General features: G+C 66.2%; 18 protein-coding genes and 1 pseudogene. 10 read left to right on the top strand and 9 right to left on the bottom strand.

All coding sequences use genetic code 11. From position 1 onward, the window contains the following. Positions 1 to 79 precede the first annotated feature (79 nt). From ACFQGD_RS06780 to ACFQGD_RS06760, 5 genes are all read left to right on the top strand, one after another. The gene (locus tag ACFQGD_RS06780) at positions 80 to 760 is read left to right on the top strand and encodes an SRPBCC family protein (RefSeq protein ID WP_345405954.1); all 681 of its coding nucleotides are present in this window, start codon (positions 80 to 82) and stop codon (positions 758 to 760) included. Positions 761 to 938: 178 nt separating this feature from the next. Beyond that, positions 939 to 2,570, top strand: coding sequence for a purine-cytosine permease family protein (locus tag ACFQGD_RS06775; RefSeq protein WP_345405951.1), 1,632 nt, complete (start codon positions 939 to 941; stop codon positions 2,568 to 2,570). 188 nt (positions 2,571 to 2,758) lie between these two features. Continuing rightward, positions 2,759 to 3,751 (top strand): LLM class flavin-dependent oxidoreductase, encoded by a 993-nt coding sequence (locus ACFQGD_RS06770; protein WP_345405948.1) that lies wholly within the window; start codon positions 2,759 to 2,761, stop codon positions 3,749 to 3,751. An 18-nt stretch (positions 3,752 to 3,769) separates the two neighbouring features. After that, entirely contained in the window at positions 3,770 to 6,499 is a 2,730-nt protein-coding gene (ppdK, locus tag ACFQGD_RS06765; RefSeq protein WP_345405945.1) for a pyruvate, phosphate dikinase, read from the top strand. A gap of 10 nt (positions 6,500 to 6,509) precedes the next feature. Continuing rightward, entirely contained in the window at positions 6,510 to 7,646 is a 1,137-nt protein-coding gene (locus tag ACFQGD_RS06760; protein ID WP_345405942.1) for an XdhC family protein, read from the top strand. 29 nt (positions 7,647 to 7,675) lie between these two features. On the opposite strand, the gene ACFQGD_RS06755 is transcribed toward ACFQGD_RS06760, so the two are convergent. Next, entirely contained in the window at positions 7,676 to 8,485 is an 810-nt protein-coding gene (locus ACFQGD_RS06755; protein ID WP_345405939.1) for an LLM class flavin-dependent oxidoreductase, read from the bottom strand. 289 nt (positions 8,486 to 8,774) lie between these two features. Between ACFQGD_RS06755 and ACFQGD_RS06750 the strand changes: the two genes are divergently transcribed. Then, positions 8,775 to 10,010: an HNH endonuclease signature motif containing protein gene (locus ACFQGD_RS06750; RefSeq protein ID WP_345405936.1), complete on the top strand. Its 1,236-nt coding sequence runs from the start codon at positions 8,775 to 8,777 to the stop codon at positions 10,008 to 10,010. A gap of 73 nt (positions 10,011 to 10,083) precedes the next feature. Here ACFQGD_RS06750 and ACFQGD_RS06745 read toward each other — a convergent pair whose 3' ends face one another. Further along, positions 10,084 to 10,746: a RibD family protein gene (locus ACFQGD_RS06745; protein ID WP_345405933.1), complete on the bottom strand. Its 663-nt coding sequence runs from the start codon at positions 10,744 to 10,746 to the stop codon at positions 10,084 to 10,086. Positions 10,747 to 10,748: 2 nt separating this feature from the next. Then, positions 10,749 to 11,471 (bottom strand): CDP-alcohol phosphatidyltransferase family protein, encoded by a 723-nt coding sequence (locus ACFQGD_RS06740; protein WP_345405930.1) that lies wholly within the window; start codon positions 11,469 to 11,471, stop codon positions 10,749 to 10,751. A gap of 29 nt (positions 11,472 to 11,500) precedes the next feature. On the opposite strand from ACFQGD_RS06740, the gene ACFQGD_RS06735 reads away from it, so the two are divergent. Then, complete coding sequence (locus ACFQGD_RS06735) at positions 11,501 to 13,117, top strand: LTA synthase family protein (protein ID WP_345405927.1); 1,617 nt, start codon at positions 11,501 to 11,503, stop codon at positions 13,115 to 13,117. Here the strand turns inward: ACFQGD_RS06735 and ACFQGD_RS06730 are convergent. Continuing rightward, positions 13,089 to 13,481, bottom strand: a complete 393-nt coding sequence (locus tag ACFQGD_RS06730) for a DoxX family protein (RefSeq protein ID WP_345405924.1) — start codon at positions 13,479 to 13,481, stop codon at positions 13,089 to 13,091. The genes ACFQGD_RS06735 and ACFQGD_RS06730 overlap by 29 nt on opposite strands. A gap of 131 nt (positions 13,482 to 13,612) precedes the next feature. On the opposite strand from ACFQGD_RS06730, the gene ACFQGD_RS06725 reads away from it, so the two are divergent. Beyond that, complete coding sequence (locus ACFQGD_RS06725; RefSeq protein ID WP_345405921.1) at positions 13,613 to 14,611, top strand: zinc-dependent alcohol dehydrogenase; 999 nt, start codon at positions 13,613 to 13,615, stop codon at positions 14,609 to 14,611. 9 nt (positions 14,612 to 14,620) lie between these two features. Here the strand turns inward: ACFQGD_RS06725 and ACFQGD_RS06720 are convergent. Next, positions 14,621 to 15,211 (bottom strand): annotated as a pseudogene (locus tag ACFQGD_RS06720) (GTP cyclohydrolase II); the annotation flags it as partial. Between the two features lie 106 nt (positions 15,212 to 15,317). Here ACFQGD_RS06720 and ACFQGD_RS06715 point away from each other — a divergent pair. Further along, on the top strand, positions 15,318 to 16,040 hold the full coding sequence (locus ACFQGD_RS06715; RefSeq protein ID WP_345405918.1) for a creatininase family protein: 723 nt from the start codon (positions 15,318 to 15,320) through the stop codon (positions 16,038 to 16,040). On the opposite strand, the gene ACFQGD_RS06710 is transcribed toward ACFQGD_RS06715, so the two are convergent. From ACFQGD_RS06710 to ACFQGD_RS06700, 3 genes are read right to left on the bottom strand one after another with little or no spacing between them, the layout of a single operon-like run. Beyond that, positions 15,975 to 16,832: an SAM-dependent methyltransferase gene (locus ACFQGD_RS06710; RefSeq protein ID WP_345405915.1), complete on the bottom strand. Its 858-nt coding sequence runs from the start codon at positions 16,830 to 16,832 to the stop codon at positions 15,975 to 15,977. The two genes, ACFQGD_RS06715 and ACFQGD_RS06710, sit on opposite strands and share 66 nt — an antisense overlap. Further along, a complete protein-coding gene (locus ACFQGD_RS06705) occupies positions 16,829 to 17,902 on the bottom strand; it encodes a glycosyltransferase family 4 protein (protein WP_345405912.1) in 1,074 nt (357 codons plus the stop codon). Before ACFQGD_RS06705 ends, ACFQGD_RS06710 begins: the two co-directional genes overlap by 4 nt. Beyond that, complete coding sequence (locus tag ACFQGD_RS06700; protein ID WP_345405909.1) at positions 17,899 to 18,297, bottom strand: 6-pyruvoyl trahydropterin synthase family protein; 399 nt, start codon at positions 18,295 to 18,297, stop codon at positions 17,899 to 17,901. The genes ACFQGD_RS06705 and ACFQGD_RS06700 overlap by 4 nt, the downstream gene beginning before the upstream one ends. A 122-nt stretch (positions 18,298 to 18,419) precedes the next feature. On the opposite strand from ACFQGD_RS06700, the gene ACFQGD_RS06695 reads away from it, so the two are divergent. Next, positions 18,420 to 19,169, top strand: coding sequence for an FkbM family methyltransferase (locus ACFQGD_RS06695; RefSeq protein ID WP_345405906.1), 750 nt, complete (start codon positions 18,420 to 18,422; stop codon positions 19,167 to 19,169). 25 nt (positions 19,170 to 19,194) lie between these two features. Here the strand turns inward: ACFQGD_RS06695 and ACFQGD_RS06690 are convergent, their stop codons facing one another. Beyond that, positions 19,195 to 19,689, bottom strand: coding sequence for a MarR family winged helix-turn-helix transcriptional regulator (locus tag ACFQGD_RS06690; RefSeq protein WP_345405903.1), 495 nt, complete (start codon positions 19,687 to 19,689; stop codon positions 19,195 to 19,197). Positions 19,690 to 19,745: the final 56 nt, after the last annotated feature.

Below are 19,745 nucleotides of genomic sequence, written 5' to 3'. Positions count from 1 at the left end.
TCGCTTCTGTGCGAAAAGGCAGTTGGCTCACCTCGGCACCACGTCAAGAATGGGGAAAAATAGCCGGCAAGGAGACTTTATGGAGCTGACGAACTCGTTCACCGTGCCACTCGACGTGGCGGCGGCCTGGGAAATCCTGCTCGATATCGAGCAGGTCGCACAGTGCCTGCCCGGGGCGACACTCGACACGGTGGACCACGACAACTTCACCGGACGTGTCCGCGTGAAGCTCGGTCCAGTGCAGCTCACCTACCGTGGCTCGGCCGAGTTCGTTGAGCGTGATGACACGACTCATCGGGCGGTGATCAAGGCAACCGGCAAGGAAACGAAGGGGTCCGGTACCGCGTCCGCCACGATCACGACCTCCCTGGAACGCGAAGGCGACCAGACGAGGGTCAACGTCGTTACCGTACTCACGGTGACCGGGAAACCAGCCCAGTTCGGCCGTGGCGTCATGCAGGATGTGAGCAACCAGCTTCTCGGTCAGTTCGCCGATTGCCTGGCAGGCCAGCTCAGCGCTGCCCACACGACGGCCGCGAGCGAACCGTCGTCATCGGCGTCCAACGCGATGGGCCACGGCGCCGCCACCCGCGAACAGCACACCGAACAACGACCAGTCGACGTGAAGCCTGGCGGTGGAAAGCACGGCGAGGACGCGATCAACCTCGTCGGGATCGCGGGATGGCCCATCGTCAAGCGGCTCGCCGTGCCCCTGGTGCTGCTGGTGGCGATCGTCGTGGTCGTCGTGATAGCGATCTAATCGCTCGGATCAATACCGTTCCGCACAAAGGCACCCGCACCGGGTGCCTTTTTTTACGCCAGAGAGTTGTTCAACCCGTCGAACACGCGTGCCAGGTTCTGTGCACGACGCCGATGATTCGCACGTGATACCGCCGCACGATAAACGAAATCCCCACCGATCGGCGAGGAGTCACGCTATGACCACAACTCCCCCATTACCTCCATTGGAGGTCGCCCACCACGATGATCCGAACGTCGTCCGTGAAGCCGCCACGGAGGATTACAGTGCTCACGTCGTGCCGCGTTCATGGCGCATCGGTCCGCTGTCCATGTTCGGCGCTTGGTGGGCGTTGGCGAGCGCGATGTTTTGGTTGATCATCGCGGCGCTTGTCGCGTTAACCGTGGGTACGAGAGACGCGATCATCGGCATGCTCCTCTCGGTGGTCGTCTACGGGGCGATCAACTACGCGCTCTCGGTGTACGCGGCGCGAACCGGAACGACGGTGAGCCTGTTCTCCCGGAGCCTGTTCGGCAGCTCGGGTGGGGTCATCGCACCATTGACGATCGCCATCATCGCCACCTATTTCGCGGTCTTCGAAGGTTCGGTGATCGCGGTGGCTTTCCAGCACTATTTCGGCGGACTGGACATCAGCCTGTGGTATCTGGTCGTCGTGCTCTACAGCGTGCCATTGGTCTTCGGTGGCGTACGGGTATTCCTCGACAAGTTCAACGGCCTGCTTTTCCCGTTCTACGTCCTTGGCCTCGGCGCCGTGACCATCTGGGCAACCCTCAAGTTCGATGTCTCGGCGAACTGGCTCACGCAGCGTCCCGACACCATCGCCGTATCAGGTCCAGGGTGGTGGTGGGCATTCACTGTATACATGGGTGACTGGGTGCTCATGATGGCCACCTGGGACTTCGCGCGATTCGCGCGCGCCAATAAGCGCGACACGCGAGTCAACGGATGGTTCACCTTCGGGCCGGGATTCTATGTGTTCACGATCCTGATCAACGGCATCATCGGCATCTTCATCGCGCTCACGATCCCCACCGACGGACCGCTGTCAGAGATCTCCGGCGTCGTTGGCATCGTCCAGCTCATGGGCATCTGGGGGCTGCTGTTCGTGTGGGTGAGCCAAACCCGTATCAACACGGCCAACTTCTATCTCGCCACGACAAACTTGGAGAACGTGTCCGCCAAGGTATTCAAGTTGAAGTTGCCGAGGATCGCATGGGCACTGATCGTCGGCGCCATCGTCTACGTGATCATGCTCAGCGACGTGTTCAGCTATATCCTCGCCGCACTGCGCTATCAATCGGTCTTGTGCGTTTCCTGGACGGCCTGTGCACTTGTGTTCCTCGCTCGCACACGGAAACACCGGCGGAACGCAGGACCAGAATGGCGCCCCGGCCGAGTGCGACCCGTCAACTGGCGTTCGTTCAGCGCGTGGGCGGTCGGCACAGGAATTGGAATGGTGATGCTCAGCGTCGATGAACAGACATCGTGGACCGCTACCTGGGCCTTGCCCGTCGCCTTCGTAATCTCCGCGATCGGGGAATGGATCGCGCTGTCAACCGGCTCGGATGTCGCGGAGCTGCGCCGTCCGCATGACCCCCGAACCGAAGTCGACGACGTCTGGGAAGCGAGGGTGCGCTGCCATCGGTGCGCCAAAGCCTACGTGGCTCTTGAGATGGACCGCGATCCAAGCGCTGATCACCAGGCCATCTGCGCCGCTTGCGCCCAAGCGAGCGCGACCTTCCTCAGGGCCGCTCACCGCGAGGCCGCGAAGCCGGTATCCGAGCATCGACGACTCCCGGTGTCTGACTGAATCAACGACGGGGCTCGGGTCCGCGCTGGTGGCCAGCGCGGACCCGGCCGCGATACGGACCGAGGCGGATTGTGCAGACCGGCAATCCGTGGCAGGGATGTTTGCGCGTTGCGCCGGTGCCCAGTGCGTTCGAGCGCGCGACACTGCGAAGTAGGGCCAACCAGCTGACACCGAGATAAGGAGATCCCATGAGCGGCATCCCCGTTGGCGCGTTCATCGCCACCGCTACTGCTCCCAACCAGATCGGGCCGCTCGCGCGGCGGGCGGAAGACCTCGGCTATTCCGAGGTGTGGGTCGCGGAAGACTACTTCTGCTACGGCGGCTTCACCGGTGCGGCCCTCGCTCTCGGGGCGACCAGTCAAGTCAAAGTGGGGCTGGGAGTCGCGGCATCCGTCGTCCGGCATCCCGCGGTCACGGCCATGGAGATCGCGACCCTTGCTCTCGCGCACCCCGGTCGCTTCCTACCAGGAGTCGGCCACGGCGTGCCGTTCTGGACGGACCAGATGGGCGTCACGGCGAAGTCACCACTGACCGCGCTCACCGAGTGCGTGAACTCCATCCGTGGACTGCTCGCGGGCGACACCATCGACGCTGAAGGAAAACAGTTCGCCTTCCATGCGGTCTCGCTCGCACATCGCCCAGAGACCGAAGTTCCGATCCTCACCGGCGTGCTCGGCCCGAAGTCGCTGAAGCTGTCGGGCAAGATCGCCGACGGCACGGTGATGAGCGTGCTCTGCGGAACGAAGTACCTCGATTTCGCGACGGAGCACATCACGGCGGGCATGAACGAGGGCGGGCGTAAGGATCACCTGATCCCAACGTTCGCACTGTTCAGCATCAACAAGGACGGCAAGACCGCCAAGGCCGCGGTTCGGCAACAGGTAGCGCTGTATCTCTCCGCAGTAGGACCCCACAACGCGCTGACGGCCCCGTTCGGCTACAACGACCAGCTCCGCGAACTCCTTGAGCGGGGTGGCGCCGACCTGCTCGCCAGGGAGATGCCGGACGAATGGGTCAACGAGCTGGCGGTCGCGGGCGATCCGGACGAGGTAACCGAGCGAATCGAGCGGCTACTCGCGGCGGGCGCCACCAGTGTGGTGCTGTCCCCTGTCGACGGCGACGCCGCTGCCCAGCAGCTGCAATTCTGCGCGGATACCGTCTTCCCCGCCTTGAGCCGCTAACCCTTGACAAGGATTTTTGTGACGACATCAGCTCAACGCCACAACCGGTTCATCTATGCCTTCGCAGAAGGCCATCGAGAGTGGAAGGACCTGCTCGGCGGCAAGGGAGCCAACCTGGCCGAGATGACGAACATCGGCCTGCCCGTGCCACCAGGGTTCACGATCACGACCGAAGCATGCCGCCATTACCTGGAAACCGGCCACGAGCCACCACAACTGTGGGACGAACTGGTCGAACACCTCACGGCGCTCGAGTCACGGATGCACAAGCGGCTCGGACAGGCGGACGACCCGCTGTTGGTCTCCGTCCGATCAGGCGCGAAATTCTCGATGCCTGGGATGATGGAAACCGTTCTCAACGTTGGGCTTAACGACGAGTCCGTCCATGGCTTGGCCATGCGGTCCGGCAGTGAACGATTCGCGTTTGATTCCTATCGTCGATTGCTGCAGATGTTCGGCAAGACGGTGCTCCACGTCGAGGGCTCACTCTTCGACGCGGCCATGGCGGATGCCAAGCGGCGAGCGGACGTATCGCATGATCTCAGCCTCGACGCCGAGCACTTGGCACGGCTGGTCGACGAGTACAAGGACATCATCACTCAGCGGACGGGTCAGGAGTTTCCACAAGATCCGACCACGCAACTGCGCATGGCGATCCACGCCGTGTTCGAATCCTGGAATTCGCCGCGCGCCGATTCGTATCGTCGGCAGGAACGAATACCAAGCGAACTCGGCACAGCGGTCAACGTCTGTGCGATGGTCTTCGGCAATCTCGATGCCGACAGCGGCACCGGCGTGGCCTTCACTCGCGATCCCGCCACCGGTGCGCGCGGAGTCTACGGCGACTATCTGCCCAACGCGCAAGGCGAGGACGTCGTCGCTGGCATCCGCAATACGCTACCGCTCAACGACCTCGAGCGGATTGACGAGCGCTGCTACGGCGAGCTATTGGCGATCATGGAGACGCTGGAAAGCCAGTACCGGGATCTCTGCGACATCGAGTTCACCATCGAGCGCGGCAAGCTGTGGATGCTGCAGACGCGGGTCGGCAAGCGAACCGCGGCAGCGGCGTTTCGCATCGCTACCCAGTTGGTTGACGAAGGGGTTATCGACCTCGACGAAGCCATAACCCGGGTGACCGGTACACATCTAGCGCAACTGATGTTCCCGCGCTTCGAATCATCCGAGGAAAGGCAACGCCTTACGACTGGCATCGCCGCATCACCAGGTGCCGCCGTCGGCAAAGCCGTGTTCAGCTCTACCCAGGCCGTCCAGTGTGCCGCCAACGGAGATGACGTCATCCTCGTGCGTCGCGAGACCAACCCGGACGATCTCGACGGGATGCTGGCGGCCAGGGGCGTACTCACCAGTCGAGGCGGGAAGACGTCGCACGCCGCGGTAGTCGCACGTGGGATGGGCAAGACGTGCGTGTGTGGTGCGGACGAACTCACCGTGGACGAAAGCTCCGGTCAGCTGACGGCGAAGAACGGCGTCGTGGTCAATGAGGGTGACACACTGTCCCTCGACGGCTCCACAGGTGAGGTCTTCGTCGGCACCGTACCCGTCGCGCCATCACCGGTCGCGCGCTATTTCGCAGGCGAACTCGACCTCAACGAGGCGAACGACGATCTGGTGACGGCGGTACATCGCCTCATGCGGCACGCCGATCACAGACGACGCCTGCGGGTGCGCACCAACGCGGACACGCCAGAGGACGCCGTTCGGGCACGCCGGATGGGTGCGGAAGGCATCGGCTTGTGCCGCACCGAACACATGTTTCTCGGTGAACGTCGCAAAGCCATCGAGGATGTCATTCTCACCAGCGTCGGGATCAACGAAACGGCGGACCAGGAAGCCGCGCTCGAATCGCTGGCGCCGCTACAAGAGGCAGACTTCGTCGCGCTACTTACCGCGATGGACGGCCTGCCAGTCACGATCCGGCTCATCGATCCTCCGCTGCACGAGTTCCTTCCTGACCTCACCGAACTGGCCGTTCACGTGGCGATAGCGGATGAGCGCGGCGAGGAACTCACGCATACCAGGCAGTTGCTCACCGCCGTGCGACGCCTACATGAGCGGAATCCCATGCTCGGCCTGCGCGGTGTCCGCCTCGGGCTTGTGGTTCCGGGACTGTTCGCTATGCAGGTTCGAGCGATCGCGGAGGCCACCGTTCAGCGAGCCAAGGCCGGCGGTGACCCGCGGCCAGAGATCATGATTCCGCTGGTCGGCGCGGTCCAGGAACTTGAGCTTGCCAAGGACCAGGCACGGGCCGTACTGGCTGAGGTCAGCGAGCGTACCGGCGTACCGCTCGATCTCCCCGTTGGCACCATGATCGAACTGCCACGAGCGGCACTCACCGCGGGAGAGCTCGCTCACGCGGCCGAGTTCTTCTCATTCGGAACGAACGACTTGACCCAAACGACCTGGGGATTCTCTCGGGATGACGTCGAGGGATCGTTCTTCTCGGCCTATCTGGAGAAGGGAGTTTTCGGCGTTTCGCCATTCGAGTCGATCGACGCGGCTGGCGTCGGCAGGCTGGTGCGGCTCGCGGCGGACGAAGGGCGCGCTCAGCGTCCCACTCTCAAACTCGGTGTATGCGGCGAGCACGGGGGTGACCCGGACAGCGTCCAGTTCTTCGAACACGCCGGGCTCGACTACGTCTCATGCTCACCGTTCCGGGTTCCCGTGGCGCGGCTGGAGGCCGCACGAGCGGTGATCCGCAACGGAACGGTCGGCGAAGACCGCTAGGAGTCCTCATATGCGCGATGTATTGCTGGAGATCGACGCTTGGTACGCCAACGGAACGCGCTTCGCGCTCGCCACTGTCATCAACGCGTTCCACTCCACTCCACGGCAACCGGGGGCCGCTATGGCGGTATCCGCTGACGGTGAAGTGGTGGGTAGTGTTTCCGGTGGCTGCGTCGAGAGTGCGGTCTACGAACTGGGCCGAGAAGTACTCGAGACCGGCCAGCCGACCACCCAGCGGTACGGCATCTCCGACGACGACGCGTTCGCGGTCGGACTCACGTGCGGCGGCACTATAGACATACTGGTGCAGCCGGTGGACACCGCGTCGTTTCCTGAGTTCGGTGATCTCGCCGATGCCATCAACGCCGAAGTACCCGTTGCCGTGGCGACGGTGGTGAGTGCTGATGACCGTCTCGGCACGAGGCTCATCGTATGGCCCGATCGCGTTATCGGCAGTCTCGGCGACCCGGCACTGGACGCCGCGGTCACCGAGGACATGGCCGGAATGCTCGATCAGGGCACCACGGCAGTCCGTCACTACGGATTGAGGGGCGAACGCAGACGAGATGAGATCGCGGTGTTCGTGCACTCCTTCGCACCGCCACCGCGCATGTTCGTATTCGGGGCGATCGACTTCGCCGCTGCCGTCGCACGCATCGGTAAGTTCCTCGGCTACCACGTCACCGTATGCGACGCCCGCCCGGTGTTCGCTACCCGAAAGCGCTTTCCAGACGCCGACAACGTCGTCGTGTCCTGGCCACACCGCTTTCTCGCGGAGGCTACCGACGGCGGACTGGTCGACGGTCGCACCGTCCTGTGCGTGCTCACTCACGACCCGAAGTTCGACGTCCCGCTGCTGGAACTGGCACTGCGTACCGACGCGGGCTACATCGGCGCGATGGGATCCCGCCGAACCCACGATGACCGGCTCATGCGGCTGCGAGAACGCGGGCTTGGCGATGGTGAACTCGCGCGGTTGGCATCGCCCATTGGCCTCGACCTCGGCGCTCGCACACCCGAGGAGACAGCGGTGTCCGTCGCCGCCGAGATCATCGCGATGAAGCGGAGCGGCAGCGGGCGTCGCCTATCGGCTACCTCAGGGCGGATTCACGGTGACGCCGTAACGCTGTCGGCCCATCCGGCGTGACCACTGAAAGCGTTCCCGCGCCGGGGTGGTCAGTCGATACACAAGGGACCGTCACGCAGCACACCGCGGACGACGTCCAATGAGACGTCAGGCGGGAACTCCGGCATCCACCAGGTGGCGCCCGCCTTGGCATAAGGCATCGGGTCGGTGCCATGTGGTAAACCGATCGCGACGTCGTACGGCGCCGCGTCGCACGGACGCAGGTCCTTGATCGTGGCCACGATTTCACCGAACTGGTCGGGGTGTTCGACGTTGATGGGAAAGAAACCGTCGTATCGGGCCGCCCTGCGCAGTGGTTTGACGTTTCCGGGAACTCCCGCGACCCACACCGGCACACGGGGTCGTTGAAGCTGCCGAGGGAGGAACCGGATGCCGTCGACGGTGTAATGGCCACCACTGTGGTTGACCGGCTCGCCGGACCACGCGGCCGTGAGGATGTCCAGCGACTCGTCGAGCATCTGGCCGCGTAACCTCGCGTCTGGCTGCTCGCCGGTCTTGGAGAATTCCCCACCGAAACGGTCACTGCCGAGACCGACGCCGAGCGTGAGGCGACCACGGCTGAGCCGGTCCAGCGTCGCGGTTTCCCTGGCGATCTTGGTCGGACGGCGGCGAGCAAGGGGCGTGACCATTGGCCCCAGCCGCACCTGGTCGGTGGCGGTGGCGATCGCGGCCAGCGTGATCCACGGGTCGGCCACGTGCCGGATCGGCGATCGCCAGCGCACGTGGTCCCACACAAAGACCCCTTGCCAGCCGGTCTCCTCGGCCTCGGCCGCCAAGCGTGCGACAACCACCGGATCGGCGAGATCGTCAAAGATCGGAAACCAGAGCGCCGAGCGCATGGCCAGTAGCATACGTGTCCCCGAGTGCTTGCACGCCGTAATGCCGCACCCACACACCCAACTGGTCCAGCCGCTCCTCGGCCAGCCGATACGCCAGCTGGCCAAATTGACCAGCAGACAGCACCGCCTGCTATCACGGAAATAGTTGGCCGGTGCGCGATAGTGGTAATAGCACGATAGTGGTAATAGCACGATAGGTGTAGAACTTCCGTGGAACTTAACTGATTTAGCCCGCGATCGATCGCGGAATGCCTTCCTCCGCGCTTCATTTTTTGATATATTCGAACATGTGATCGAGTACGGCGAATCCGCGTTCAGCGACACCGAGTGGTGGCGCCAGGACAAGGCCGCACTCGCCACAGCTCTTGCGGAGCGAGAGGAGGCCATCCGCCGGTTGCAGGCCGAGCAAGGCGCGATCCTCGCTGAGATGCAATCGCGCGGCACGATGGCCGAGTACGGCTACCCCACGCTGGACGCGCTGCAGATCGACCTGTTGCGAATCAGTCGCCAGGAAGCCAACCGCCGTACGACGCGGGCACTGGCCTGCCACGATATTCGTGGAATCGGATCGATCGTCATGCCCGCGGCCGCACCCGCCACCGCGGCGGCGTTCGCGGAAGGCGCTATCGGCACCGAGCACGTCGACACCATCCTCAAGACCGTCAACGACATTCCCGCTGACGTACCTGCCGATGAGATAGCGGACTACGAGCGCACTCTGGTCGAACTCGCGAGAGACGCCGAGCCGCGGCACGTGCGTAAGGCAGGCGCGGCGATCCTCGCGCGGCTGGACCAGGACGGTACGCCACCCGATGACGAGGAGAAGGCGAGGCCGAAGCGGGAACTGCGGTGGGGATGGCGCCGCGACGGCAGGCTGGCGTTCTCCGGTGAGTTTGACACCGAGACGGGACAACAGTTCCTCGCCGCCCTCTCACCCCTGTCCAAGCCACAGCCCGCCAAGGACGGCGAGCGCGATACCCGCACCACCACCGAGCGCAATGGTGACGCACTCGCCGACCTGATCGGGCTGACGCTGACCACCGGCGAACTGCCCGTGCAGGGTGGTGAACGCCCCAACGTGGTCGTGACGCTGTCCTACGACGCGTTGAAAGCCGCGCTGGAGCAGCACGGTCAGGCGATGCTCGGTGACCTGCCCATCACCGCGCAACAAGCGCGCTACTGGGCTTGCGACGCGGGCGTCATCCCCGCCGTGCTCGGCTCCCAGGGTGAAATCCTCGACCTCGGACGCAAAGAACGACTCGTCACCCTCGGCCAACGCCGCGCGCTCGAACTCCGCGACAAAGGCTGTATAAAATGCGGCCGCCCGGCCAAATGGTGCCACGCGCACCACATCATTTCGTGGCTCGATCTCGGTCCTACCGACCTCGACAATTTGTGCCTGTTGTGCACCGCATGCCACCGATTAATACATCATTCGGAATGGCGTATAGAAATGTCGCCCAACGGCATCCCACTCTGCATCCCGCCATCCTGGATGGCGCGCGCTGGACCTCGCGCCGCCTAATCGGGATAGCGCCCAGATCTACCGCTGGGCTCAGCCGCCCTGCGCAACGGCATCCTGTCTTGCCTACGGCTCGTCACCTGGTGAGATAGCGCAGCAGCACGACGTCGCCGACCGTTCGTGACTCGACGAGACGCATTCGGCGGGCTGGGCCTCCTGGGTAGCTCGCGGGGTTGAGGAATCGTGGCGCGCCAGACTGTCCGATGACGACCGGCGCTATGGCGAGCTGGATCTCGTCAACGAGGCCCCGCGAGAGAAAAGCGGTGTGCGTCTGGCCGCCGCCCTCGACCATGAGCCGCTTGACGCCATGCTCGGCCAGATCGTCCAGGAGTGCGCTGAAGTCAACATCGGGACCGAGCCCGACCACCTCGGCCCGGCTATCCAGCCTCGCCCGTAACGGGCCCGCGACCGAGTTGACGGTATAGACGAGAATCGCGCCGCCGTGCCGCCAGAACCGCAAGTCGGGATCGAGATCGCCGCTGGCGGTCACCACGACCTTGAGTGGGTGCTCCGGGTAGCCACGGTCGAGCCGTTCGCTTCGCCTGCGGTCGCTGACCGTGAGCCGCGGGTTGTCCGCGCGAAGTGTCCCGGCTCCGACGAGGATCGCGTCGCACTCCGCGCGGACCCCGTCGACACGGTCCTTGTCCGCGGGGCCGGACAGTACCAACGTGCTGGAGCTGGTGTCGTCGATGTAGCCGTCGATACTGGTGGCGACGCTGAGCAGGACGTAGGGGCGCATGGCTATGCACCTGCCCATCGACGCCACAGCCAGGCAACATCCCTGCCAAACGACCAGGCGAGCAGTACGAGTGCCAGCCCGGCGAGCAGCGTGGCCACCACGCGCCCGACAGCGCCGGAGCCCGCCGCGACCAGAAGGACGCCCTGCATGGCAGCGACCGTCTTACGCGCGAAGCTCGGTGGCAAGGGTCCCCGCAGCCATGGCAGCACCCACCCCGCACCGACGAAGGCGTACCTCATACCGCCGATAGCGAGCACCCACGGCCCGAGTGACGGCGCGAGGTAGACGCTGAGCACCGCGATCAGGAAGGCGTCCACCTCCATGTCGAAGCGGGCACCCAGCGACGAGGTCGTTCCCGTCGCCCGCGCCACCCAGCCATCGACCGCGTCCAGCACCAGCGCCACCGTCGCGATCGCCACCAGCACCACCGTGTCCACGGGCCGACCGGCCACATCGACCACGACCAACGTGGTGACCGAACCGACCAGGGTCGCCCGGGCGAGAGTGACCGCGTTCGCGGGGCCGAGACGCCGTGTCGCGGACCGCCACAGCGCCACGGCAAGCAGGGTGGTTGACACCAGGGCATACACCGTGCCCGCTAGCCAGCCGACAAGGCCGATTCCCCACCACGCCGACAGCACCGCGAGCTGCGCGAACTGGGCGGCGGCTCCAGTCACAGGTCCGCGCAGGCTACCCGCCAACCGCCGCCGTTCGGTTATCGTCACGACGTGAAGTCTAGTGACCGAGGCAGGCGATGAAGCCGTCGATTGTCCGGTCCGGCCGCGACATCACTGCCTGGACCGTCACGGTGCTGGTCTGCGTCTTACTGATGTTCGCCCTGCTTGCCCCGACCGACGTCGGCCCGCTCTCGCCCAGATCGTTCGCGAGGATTCCAGTCGAGATGCTGGTAGCCGTGCCGGTGCTGCTGCTCGTCTCGGAACGCGCCCGACGCCCGGTGGCGGCCGTTCTTGGCGCCGCACTCGGTCTGGTGGCCCTCGTGAAGATCGCCGACCTAGGTTTCTATTCGGCGCTCGACCGTGCGTTCCACCCCGCTTACGACTGGCACTCGTTCGGGCCTGCCGTGGACCTGCTTACCGCCGAAGTCGGTCTCGCCGGAGCCATCGCCCTCAGCGTTACGGCGGCCGCGCTCGCGCTCGGCGTGGTGATCGCGAGCGCCGCGGCGATGGTGCGGCTGACACGCGTCGTGGTCAGGCATCGCACCAGCGCGGCACGGACGGTCATCGTGCTCTGGGTGGTATGGCTCGGCTGTGCCGTGACGGGCCTCCAGATCGCGCCCAGTCAGCCGATCGCCGCTCGCAGCGCCGCGGCGTTCGCCTATGACCGTGCACACCAGGTCGTGGCCGACATCCGCGACAAACGGGAATTCGCCCGCGACACGTCCGTTGACGCCTTCCACGACGTCAACGGCGATGAACTGCTCACCGCGCTACGCGGGAAGGACGTCGTCGTCACCTTCGTGGAAAGTTATGGCCGCGTCGCCGTCGAACATCCCGACATCGCCCCACGCATCAGCGCCGCCCTCGACAACGGCACACGAACACTGCGCACGGCAGGGTTCACGGCGCGCAGTGCCTACCTCACCTCGCCGACGGTCGGCGGCGTCAGCTGGCTAGCCCACGCCACGTTGCAGTCCGGCCTGTGGGTGGACAACCAACTGCGATACGACACAACGGTGGCGAGCGACCGGCTGACTCTCACCGCCGCGTTCAACCGCGCAGGCTGGCGCACCGTCGGCGTCGTGCCCGCGAACACGGAAGACTGGTCCGAGCGAGAGTTCTATGGCTTCGACGGTTACTACGACTCCCGCACCTTGGGGTATCGCGGCCCCCGCTTCTCATTCGACACCATTCCTGACCAGTTCACCCTCGCGGCCTTCCACCGCCACGAACTCGCGGGTAAACATCGGCCGGTGATGGCCGAGATCGACCTGACGTCCAGCCACTGGCCGTGGGACCAGGTACCTCGGTATGTCCCCTGGGCCGACCTCGGCGATGGCTCGGTACTCGCGGACATGCCGACCACCGTGTCGGCACCTGGCGGCGCGCGCGCCGGATATGCCGACAACATCGAGTACACGCTGCGCTCGCTGCTCTCCTACGTGAAATACCACGGCGACGACGACCTTGTACTCATCGTCGTTGGCGATCATCAGCCCGCCTCGATGGTCACCGGCGAGGGTTCCGGCAGGGACGTACCGATCAGCATCATCGCGGCCGACCCTGCGGTGTTTGACCGCATGGACGACTGGGACTGGGAGAACGGGCTGCGGCCCGGACCGAGCGCACCGGTCTGGCCGATGGACGACTTCCGCGACCGGTTCCTCAGCGCCTTCGGCTCTCCACCCGCCTGACGACCCATCCCACCAGGGCTTTCGTCTGCGGCCAGCGGTACCAGGCCACAATCGCGAACAGCACCAACAGTTCCGCGGGCAGCACGGCGCCGGCCGCGGTACGCACGGTGAGCTCGGTGGTGATCGCGCCGATCATGACGCCGACCAGCCCCAACGCGGCCAGCCCCGACAGCGCCGGGATCAGCAGACCGACCGCACCGACCGTCTCGACCGTGGCCGTGAAGTGACGGAACCACTGGCCAAACCCGATCCGGTCGAACGTCTCGATGTTGTACGCGCCGCCCTGGTACAGCGGGATGGCCGACTGGACCACCATGAAGATCGCGAGACCGATCTGCAGCAGCCAGCACACGATGTTCGTCACGGACAGCTTGTACGGTGACCTGTCGGCCAGGAAACCCTGTTTCGCAGCCATGACAGCCTTCCTTCCAGCCGCGATACGGCGCTTGATCTACCGTAGCGCCAGCAGGGCCGACTGAGAAGGAGCACGGATACATGCCACGCACCGCGTACGCGTACTGGCTTCGTGTCCCCGGCGAAGGTGAGATCCGCCCGGTCGCGCTGTCAGCCGTCGGCCCCGGCGAGGTCGGCGTCCGCACCGTGTACTCCGCGGTAAGTCGGGGAACGGAATCGCTCGTCTTCGCGGGCAGGGTGCCACCGAGCCTGCGTACGACGATGCGCGCACCATTTCAGGAGGGGGAGTTCCCAGCTCCGGTCAAATTCGGCTACCTGAACGTAGGAGTTGTCGAGGACGGCCCAGCTGACCTGCTCGGCCACACGGTGTTCTGTCTCTACCCGCACCAGACCCACTACGTCGTACCGGCCACCGCCGTCGTCCCGGTCCCCGAGGGCGTCCCGCCGGAGCGGGCGGTGCTCGCCGGGACGGTCGAGACCGCGGTGAACGCGGCATGGGACGCGGCACCGTTGGTCGGCGACCGCATCGCCGTCGTCGGGGCGGGCATGGTCGGCTGCGCGGTCGCCGCGGTGCTGGCAGGGCTTCCCGGCGCGCGGGTGCAACTCGTGGACGTCGACCCGGCGCGTGCCGAGATCGCCGCCGCCCTCGGCGTCGAGTTCGCCGCGCCGACGGACGCACGCGCCGAGTGCGATCTCGTCTTCCACGCCAGCGCTACTGAAGACGGGCTAGCGCGATCGCTCGCGTTACTCGCCACGGACGGCAGCGTCATCGACCTGAGCTGGTATGGCGATCGAGACGTCACGGTGCCGCTCGGCGAGGCGTTCCACTCGCGCAGACTGACCATCCGTGGCAGCCAAGTCGGCACGGTATCGCCCGCGCGGGCCCAGCGACGCTCGGCAGCCGACCGTCTGGCGTTGGCCCTCGACCTACTCACCGATCCCGTATTCGATCTCCTCATCACCGGCGAGAGCACCTTCGACGAACTGCCCGCCGTGATGCCTCGACTCGCCGATGGCACCATTCCCGCGCTGTGTCACCGCATCGCCTACCAGGGCACCGTCTCCGGGCAAATGTGGTAGATCGTGCCCGAGCCGGTCTCGTTTGGCGGCAAGGTAGCGCAGGTTGTGGTCGCTGGAGGGAGCCAGCAACGGTACGCGCTCTTTGACATCGATGCCGTTCTCGTACAACGCCCGGACCTTCTCCTGGTTGTTCGTCAGCAGCCGCACCGACCGAACCCCGAGGTAGCCGAGTACCCGCGCCGCGGGACCGAAGTCACGGACATCCACTGGCAGCCCAAGCGCGGTGGCGGAGTCGACGGTGTCCAGCCCGGCGCTGTCCTGAAGCGCCTGCGTCTTCACCTTGGCGAGCAGGCCGATGCCACGGCCCTCGTGCCCGCGCAAATACACCACGACTCCGCTGCCCGCTTCAGCGATCACCGCCAGCGCGGCGTCCAGTTGCTGGCCGCACTCGCACCGTAGGGCGCCGAAGACGTCGCCGGTAAGGCACTCCGAGTGCACCCGGACCAGCACATCGTCCCGCCGCTCCCCCATGACCAAGGCAAGATGCTCGTGACCATCGATCGGATCGCGGAAGGCGAGGGCACGAAACGTCCCCCAGTTGGTCACCAGGTCGGACTCCGCGACGTCGTCTCCGCCGAACCGGCTCACGCCCTCACTCATCGTCACCCCGATTCCGTCACGACATCCCCGGGACAGCCGCGGGCGACACGGCGCGTCGCCAGCGGCCCTCTAGGGTACGGAAAGACCCCGGCCGGAGGGATTTCCGATGATCGAACCACACCGGTATCTCGTGCCGCTCGACACCACCGAGGAGGTTGACGAGGGCGCGGCGGACGTGGCGCTGCTGCCGGTCGGCAGCTACGAGCAGCACGGCCGGTACCTGCCGCTTGCCACCGACACCCTTGTCGCCTGCGCCATCGCGAACGAGATCGCCGCTGCCTACCCGGTGCGGCGACTGCCACCGCTGACCGTTTCCTGCTCGCACGAGCACGAGGGGTGGGCGGGAACGGTGAGCATCTCGTCCCGCACGCTCGCCGCTGTGGTCGACGACATCGCCCGCTCGCTGCACGACGTCGCGCTGGTGCTGGTCAACGGGCACGGCGGCAACTACGTGCTGGCGAACGTCGTGCAGGAGGCGAGTGTCGGGGCTCAGCGGATGGCCTTGTTCCCCGGTGCGCCGGACTTACAGGCCGCACACACCGCCGCGGGTATCGATACACCGCTGGACAGCGACATGCACGCGGGCGAGATCGAGACGTCCATCTTGCTCGCCAGCTACCCCGACGTCGTACGGAACGGCTATCCGGCTGCCGATCACCTCGCGGACGACCGCCGCCACATGCTCACGCTGGGGCTGAAGCACTACACCCGGTCGGGTGTGGTCGGTCGTCCGTCGCTGGCCTCGGCGGCCAAGGGCCGCGACCTACTGACGAGCCTGACCGCTTCCTTCGCCGACTACCACGCCGTGCTCACCAGGCAGCACGAGTAGATCAGCGTGGTGCACGGCGACTCGTAGTTCCCCGGCCTCACATGCTCGCCCGCGGCGGGCAAGATATGCCTCGACCGGTGTGGCCAAGCCCGGTCGCCGCACAACGGCCGCCTCGCACCACTCGGTCAACCATCGAGTCAACAGCGACGGCCGGCCGCTGTCGAGTCGCCACGGGCTGGGCCGCACCATCGTTGTCCAGCCACGGCGCCGGAAGGCCCTGGCGGTTGCGCTCACCGCGTCCGGGCCAAGCAGCCTGCCGCGACCAGGCACCACACGACGCTGGTGGTCGTTGAACGCGGCGGTGATCTCCGCGTCCCACGAGTCCGCGGGGTGCGGCTCGACGCGTCCGACGACCGACAGCGTGAACAGCGCAGGACACCCCGCCGGCACGATCGCGTCCACCAGCGACTCGACCTCGTCGGCGGTGAGCAGGTCCAGCAACGCCGATGCCGTCACCAGCGACGTGCCGGCGAGATCGTCGGGGCGTAACCGGGTGAGGTCCGAAAGGCAGGTCTCGACCGCGACCTGGCTGCCGTCAGCCGTCCGAGCGTCACCGGCCGCGGCGAGAGCCAGCAGGTCAGCGTCGTTGTCGTACAGGACCCATCGCTGGGGACCTGGCAGACGTGGCGCTAACCACCTGGTATTCGCCCCGCTTCCCGCGCCGAGGTCATGGATCACGAGCGGGCCGCTCGGCAACCACGCCCGCAGCGGCTCAAGTAGCTCCGTAGAGCGGGCCGCCGCGTCCGCGGGTTCCCGCAGCGCCAACCACTCGGGCGCGACGCGAACAGTCATCGCGTCACCTCCGCCGCTACCAACCGTCGCAAGACGGCGGCCAGCCGCCCCGCGGCGACCGACCACGGCTCGAGGGTCTCACCGCGCCGCAGCGCCGCCGCTCGCAACCGCTGCCGCAGGGCGGTGTCGGTGAGCCACATGCGTAACGCGTCCGCGAGCGCGACCGCGTCATCCGGCGTAACCAACAGCCCTGGACGTCCGAGGTCGGTATCGCCCAGTGCCTCCCGCACACCGCCGACAGCCGAGGCGGCAACGGGGATGCCACGGGCGAGCGCCTCAGCGACCACCATCCCGTATGACTCCGCCCGCGATGGCAGGACCAGCAAGTCGGCGGCACCGTACAGCTGAGCCATCTCCTCAGGGCCGCGGGCACCCATGAGCTCCATGCGGTTACCGAGGCCACGCCGCTCGATCTCATCGCGCACCCGGTCGGCGAAGCCCGGGTCGCGTACGGCCCCAGCACACCGGCAATGCCAGGTCAGACCCGCCAGCCGCGCCAGCGCGGCGACCAGGACGTCCTGTCCTTTGACGGGTGCCACCGAGGCGACACAGAGCAGTCGAGCACCGGTATCGGAGCCGGTGGTTCGCGGCGCGGAGTCGACTCCCGGCGGGACGACGTCGACCGCCCGCGGCCCGTACTCCTCACGAAGGCGCCTCGCGGTCGCTTCGCTGGTCGCGACAACCATGGTGACGGCGGCCAGCGTCTCCCGCTCGCGTCGGGCCAACTCGGTCGCGACCGTGCGGGGCAGACCCACGTCGTCGGCCAGCGGCATGTGCACCAGGATCGCGAGTCGTAGCCGTGACGCCCGAGGCACGACAACCTCGGGTACACCGCAGGCGACGAGCCCGTCGAGCAGGACCGGCGTGCCGTCCGGCAGCGCATCGAGCGAGCGGGCGAGCGCCGCCCGGTCAGCGGGTACCGGCCGGGGCCACGCACCCGGCACGGATATCTCCCGGACGTCGAGACCGGCGGCGGTAAGGCCGTCCCGCATCCGGCGGTCGTAGACGTTCCCGCCGGTCGGCACCTCATCGATGCCGCTCGGCACCACCAGCGCGAAGGTAGTGGTCATAGCGGTCGCTCGTAGCTTGCCCACGCCACATGCGACTCGTGCAGGGTTACCGCGATCGCGGACAGCCCGCGGGCGTCGTCGCCGAGCGAACCCGCCGCGACCCGCTCCGCGAGCCGGTCGGCGATCAGCTTCGCCAGAAACTCGGTCGTCGTGTTGACGCCGGCGAGGTCCGGCTCATCGTCCAAGTTGCGATAGTTCAGCGGCGCGAGCACCTCCGACAGCTCGTGCGCTGCGGCGCCGATATCCACGACGACGTTGTCCGCGTTCAGCTCGGCGCGCCGGAACGTGGCGTCAACCAGGAAGGTCGCGCCGTGCAGCCGCTGTGCGGGACCGAATACCTCGCCACGGAAGCTGTGCGCCACCATCACGTGGTCACGTACCGTCACACTGAACACTCGATCTCCCGTCGTCTCGGCACAATCGTCTCGGCACAACGCTGGTGAAGCGGAGGTCGCCCCATTGTGCCGTGGCCCCGCCGCATCCGTCCCGCCATGGCGGACGGCGGTACGGTCACATCGTGCTCAGGCGCGCAACAGGGATCGCTCGCTCGCTGGCCATGTACCACGGGATACCTGGCAGGCGCCGGCGAATGGTGCGGTTCTTTGGCGACTTCCTCCAACCCGGCGATGTGGCGTTCGACATCGGCGCCCACGTCGGAAGCCGGGTACGCGCGTGGCGGCAGCTCGGCGTACGGGTGATCGCCGTCGAACCGCAACCCGACTGTCTCCGAATTCTCCGGCTCCTGTTCGACCGCGATCCGGACGTCGTGATCGTGCCGATGGCGGTGGGCGCCAGTCGCGGCCAGGTTCGGATGAACATCTCGACAACGGCACCGACGGTCTCATCGATGTCGCGGGACTGGATCGAGTCGGTCGCCACTGATCCCGGTTTCGCTCGGGTGCGCTGGGATCGCGCCATCGACGTCGACGTCACGACCCTCGATGCCCTCATCGCACGGCACGGTGAGCCCGCCTTTTGCAAGATCGACGTCGAGGGCTTCGAGGGCGAGGTCCTCAAGGGGCTCACTCGGCCAGTTCCTGCCCTGTCGTTCGAATATCTGCCCGCGGCGCACGACGCGGCGCTGGCCGCGCTCGATCTCGTGGAGCGGCTCGGCGCTGCCACGAGCGGCTACCGCTACAACTACTCGCCGATCGAGACGATGCGGCTAGCGAGCGACCACTGGCTGGATGCGGCACAGCTCGCGCGACTGCTTGAACGGTTCCGGCCGATGGGGCGTTCCGGAGACGTCTACGCGCGTTTGGCCTAGCACCACGGAAGGCCGCGCCGCGTCGCTAACGTGCGTCGTACCGCTGGTAGAGCGCGGCCCGGGTGCCTTCGGAATCGAGCCGCCGCAGAATCGCGTCACCAATGGCGGACAGCTGCGTGACCTGTTCCTGGGTGAGCGCGTCGATCACGTACTCCCTGACGGTCGCCGCGTGCCCGGGCGCGCTGGCCCGCACCTTCTCCCATCCGACGTCCGTGAGCCGGGCGTTGGTGGCGCGCTTGTCCGCCGGGCACGGGAAGCGCTCGACCAGACCGCGTGTCTCGAGCCGCTGCACGACGTGCGACAGGCGAGCGAGCGTGGCCCCGGTCTGATGCCCTAGCGCTGTCATCCGCAGCGTTCGCTCCTGCGCTTCAGACAGCGTCGCAAGCACGTAGTAGTCGAAATGGGTGAGCTGCGCGTCGCGCCTGAGCTGGGCGTCCAGGACTCCGGGAAGCAGTTCCAGGATCGCCATCAGCCGCACCCACGCGGCCAACTCTTCCCGATCGAGCCATCGCGTGTCCACGCTCACAGCATGCCACCGGAATAGTTGTATCTACAACTAAGTTGTTGGACGGTAGT

The sequence above is a fragment of the Haloechinothrix salitolerans genome (genome assembly GCF_042662605.1).
Taxonomy (GTDB): domain Bacteria; phylum Actinomycetota; class Actinomycetes; order Mycobacteriales; family Pseudonocardiaceae; genus Haloechinothrix_A; species Haloechinothrix_A salitolerans.
Note: the sequence above shows the minus strand (reverse complement) of the source record. Positions and strands in the feature narration are given on the sequence as shown.

What these genes read in the sequence shown, in the direction of transcription:
- ACFQGD_RS06780 (WP_345405954.1), top strand. Translation starts at nt 80, where the DNA reads ATGGAGCTGACGAACTCGTTCACCGTGCCACTCGACGTGGCGGCGGCC.
- ACFQGD_RS06775 (WP_345405951.1), top strand. Translation starts at nt 939, where the DNA reads ATGACCACAACTCCCCCATTACCTCCATTGGAGGTCGCCCACCACGAT.
- ACFQGD_RS06770 (WP_345405948.1), top strand. Translation starts at nt 2,759, where the DNA reads ATGAGCGGCATCCCCGTTGGCGCGTTCATCGCCACCGCTACTGCTCCC.
- ACFQGD_RS06760 (WP_345405942.1), top strand. Translation starts at nt 6,510, where the DNA reads ATGCGCGATGTATTGCTGGAGATCGACGCTTGGTACGCCAACGGAACG.
- ACFQGD_RS06755 (WP_345405939.1), bottom strand. Translation starts at nt 8,485, where the DNA reads ATGCGCTCGGCGCTCTGGTTTCCGATCTTTGACGATCTCGCCGATCCG.
- ACFQGD_RS06745 (WP_345405933.1), bottom strand. Translation starts at nt 10,746, where the DNA reads ATGCGCCCCTACGTCCTGCTCAGCGTCGCCACCAGTATCGACGGCTAC.
- ACFQGD_RS06735 (WP_345405927.1), top strand. Translation starts at nt 11,501, where the DNA reads ATGAAGCCGTCGATTGTCCGGTCCGGCCGCGACATCACTGCCTGGACC.
- ACFQGD_RS06725 (WP_345405921.1), top strand. Translation starts at nt 13,613, where the DNA reads ATGCCACGCACCGCGTACGCGTACTGGCTTCGTGTCCCCGGCGAAGGT.
- ACFQGD_RS06715 (WP_345405918.1), top strand. Translation starts at nt 15,318, where the DNA reads ATGATCGAACCACACCGGTATCTCGTGCCGCTCGACACCACCGAGGAG.
- ACFQGD_RS06710 (WP_345405915.1), bottom strand. Translation starts at nt 16,832, where the DNA reads ATGACTGTTCGCGTCGCGCCCGAGTGGTTGGCGCTGCGGGAACCCGCG.
- ACFQGD_RS06705 (WP_345405912.1), bottom strand. Translation starts at nt 17,902, where the DNA reads ATGACCACTACCTTCGCGCTGGTGGTGCCGAGCGGCATCGATGAGGTG.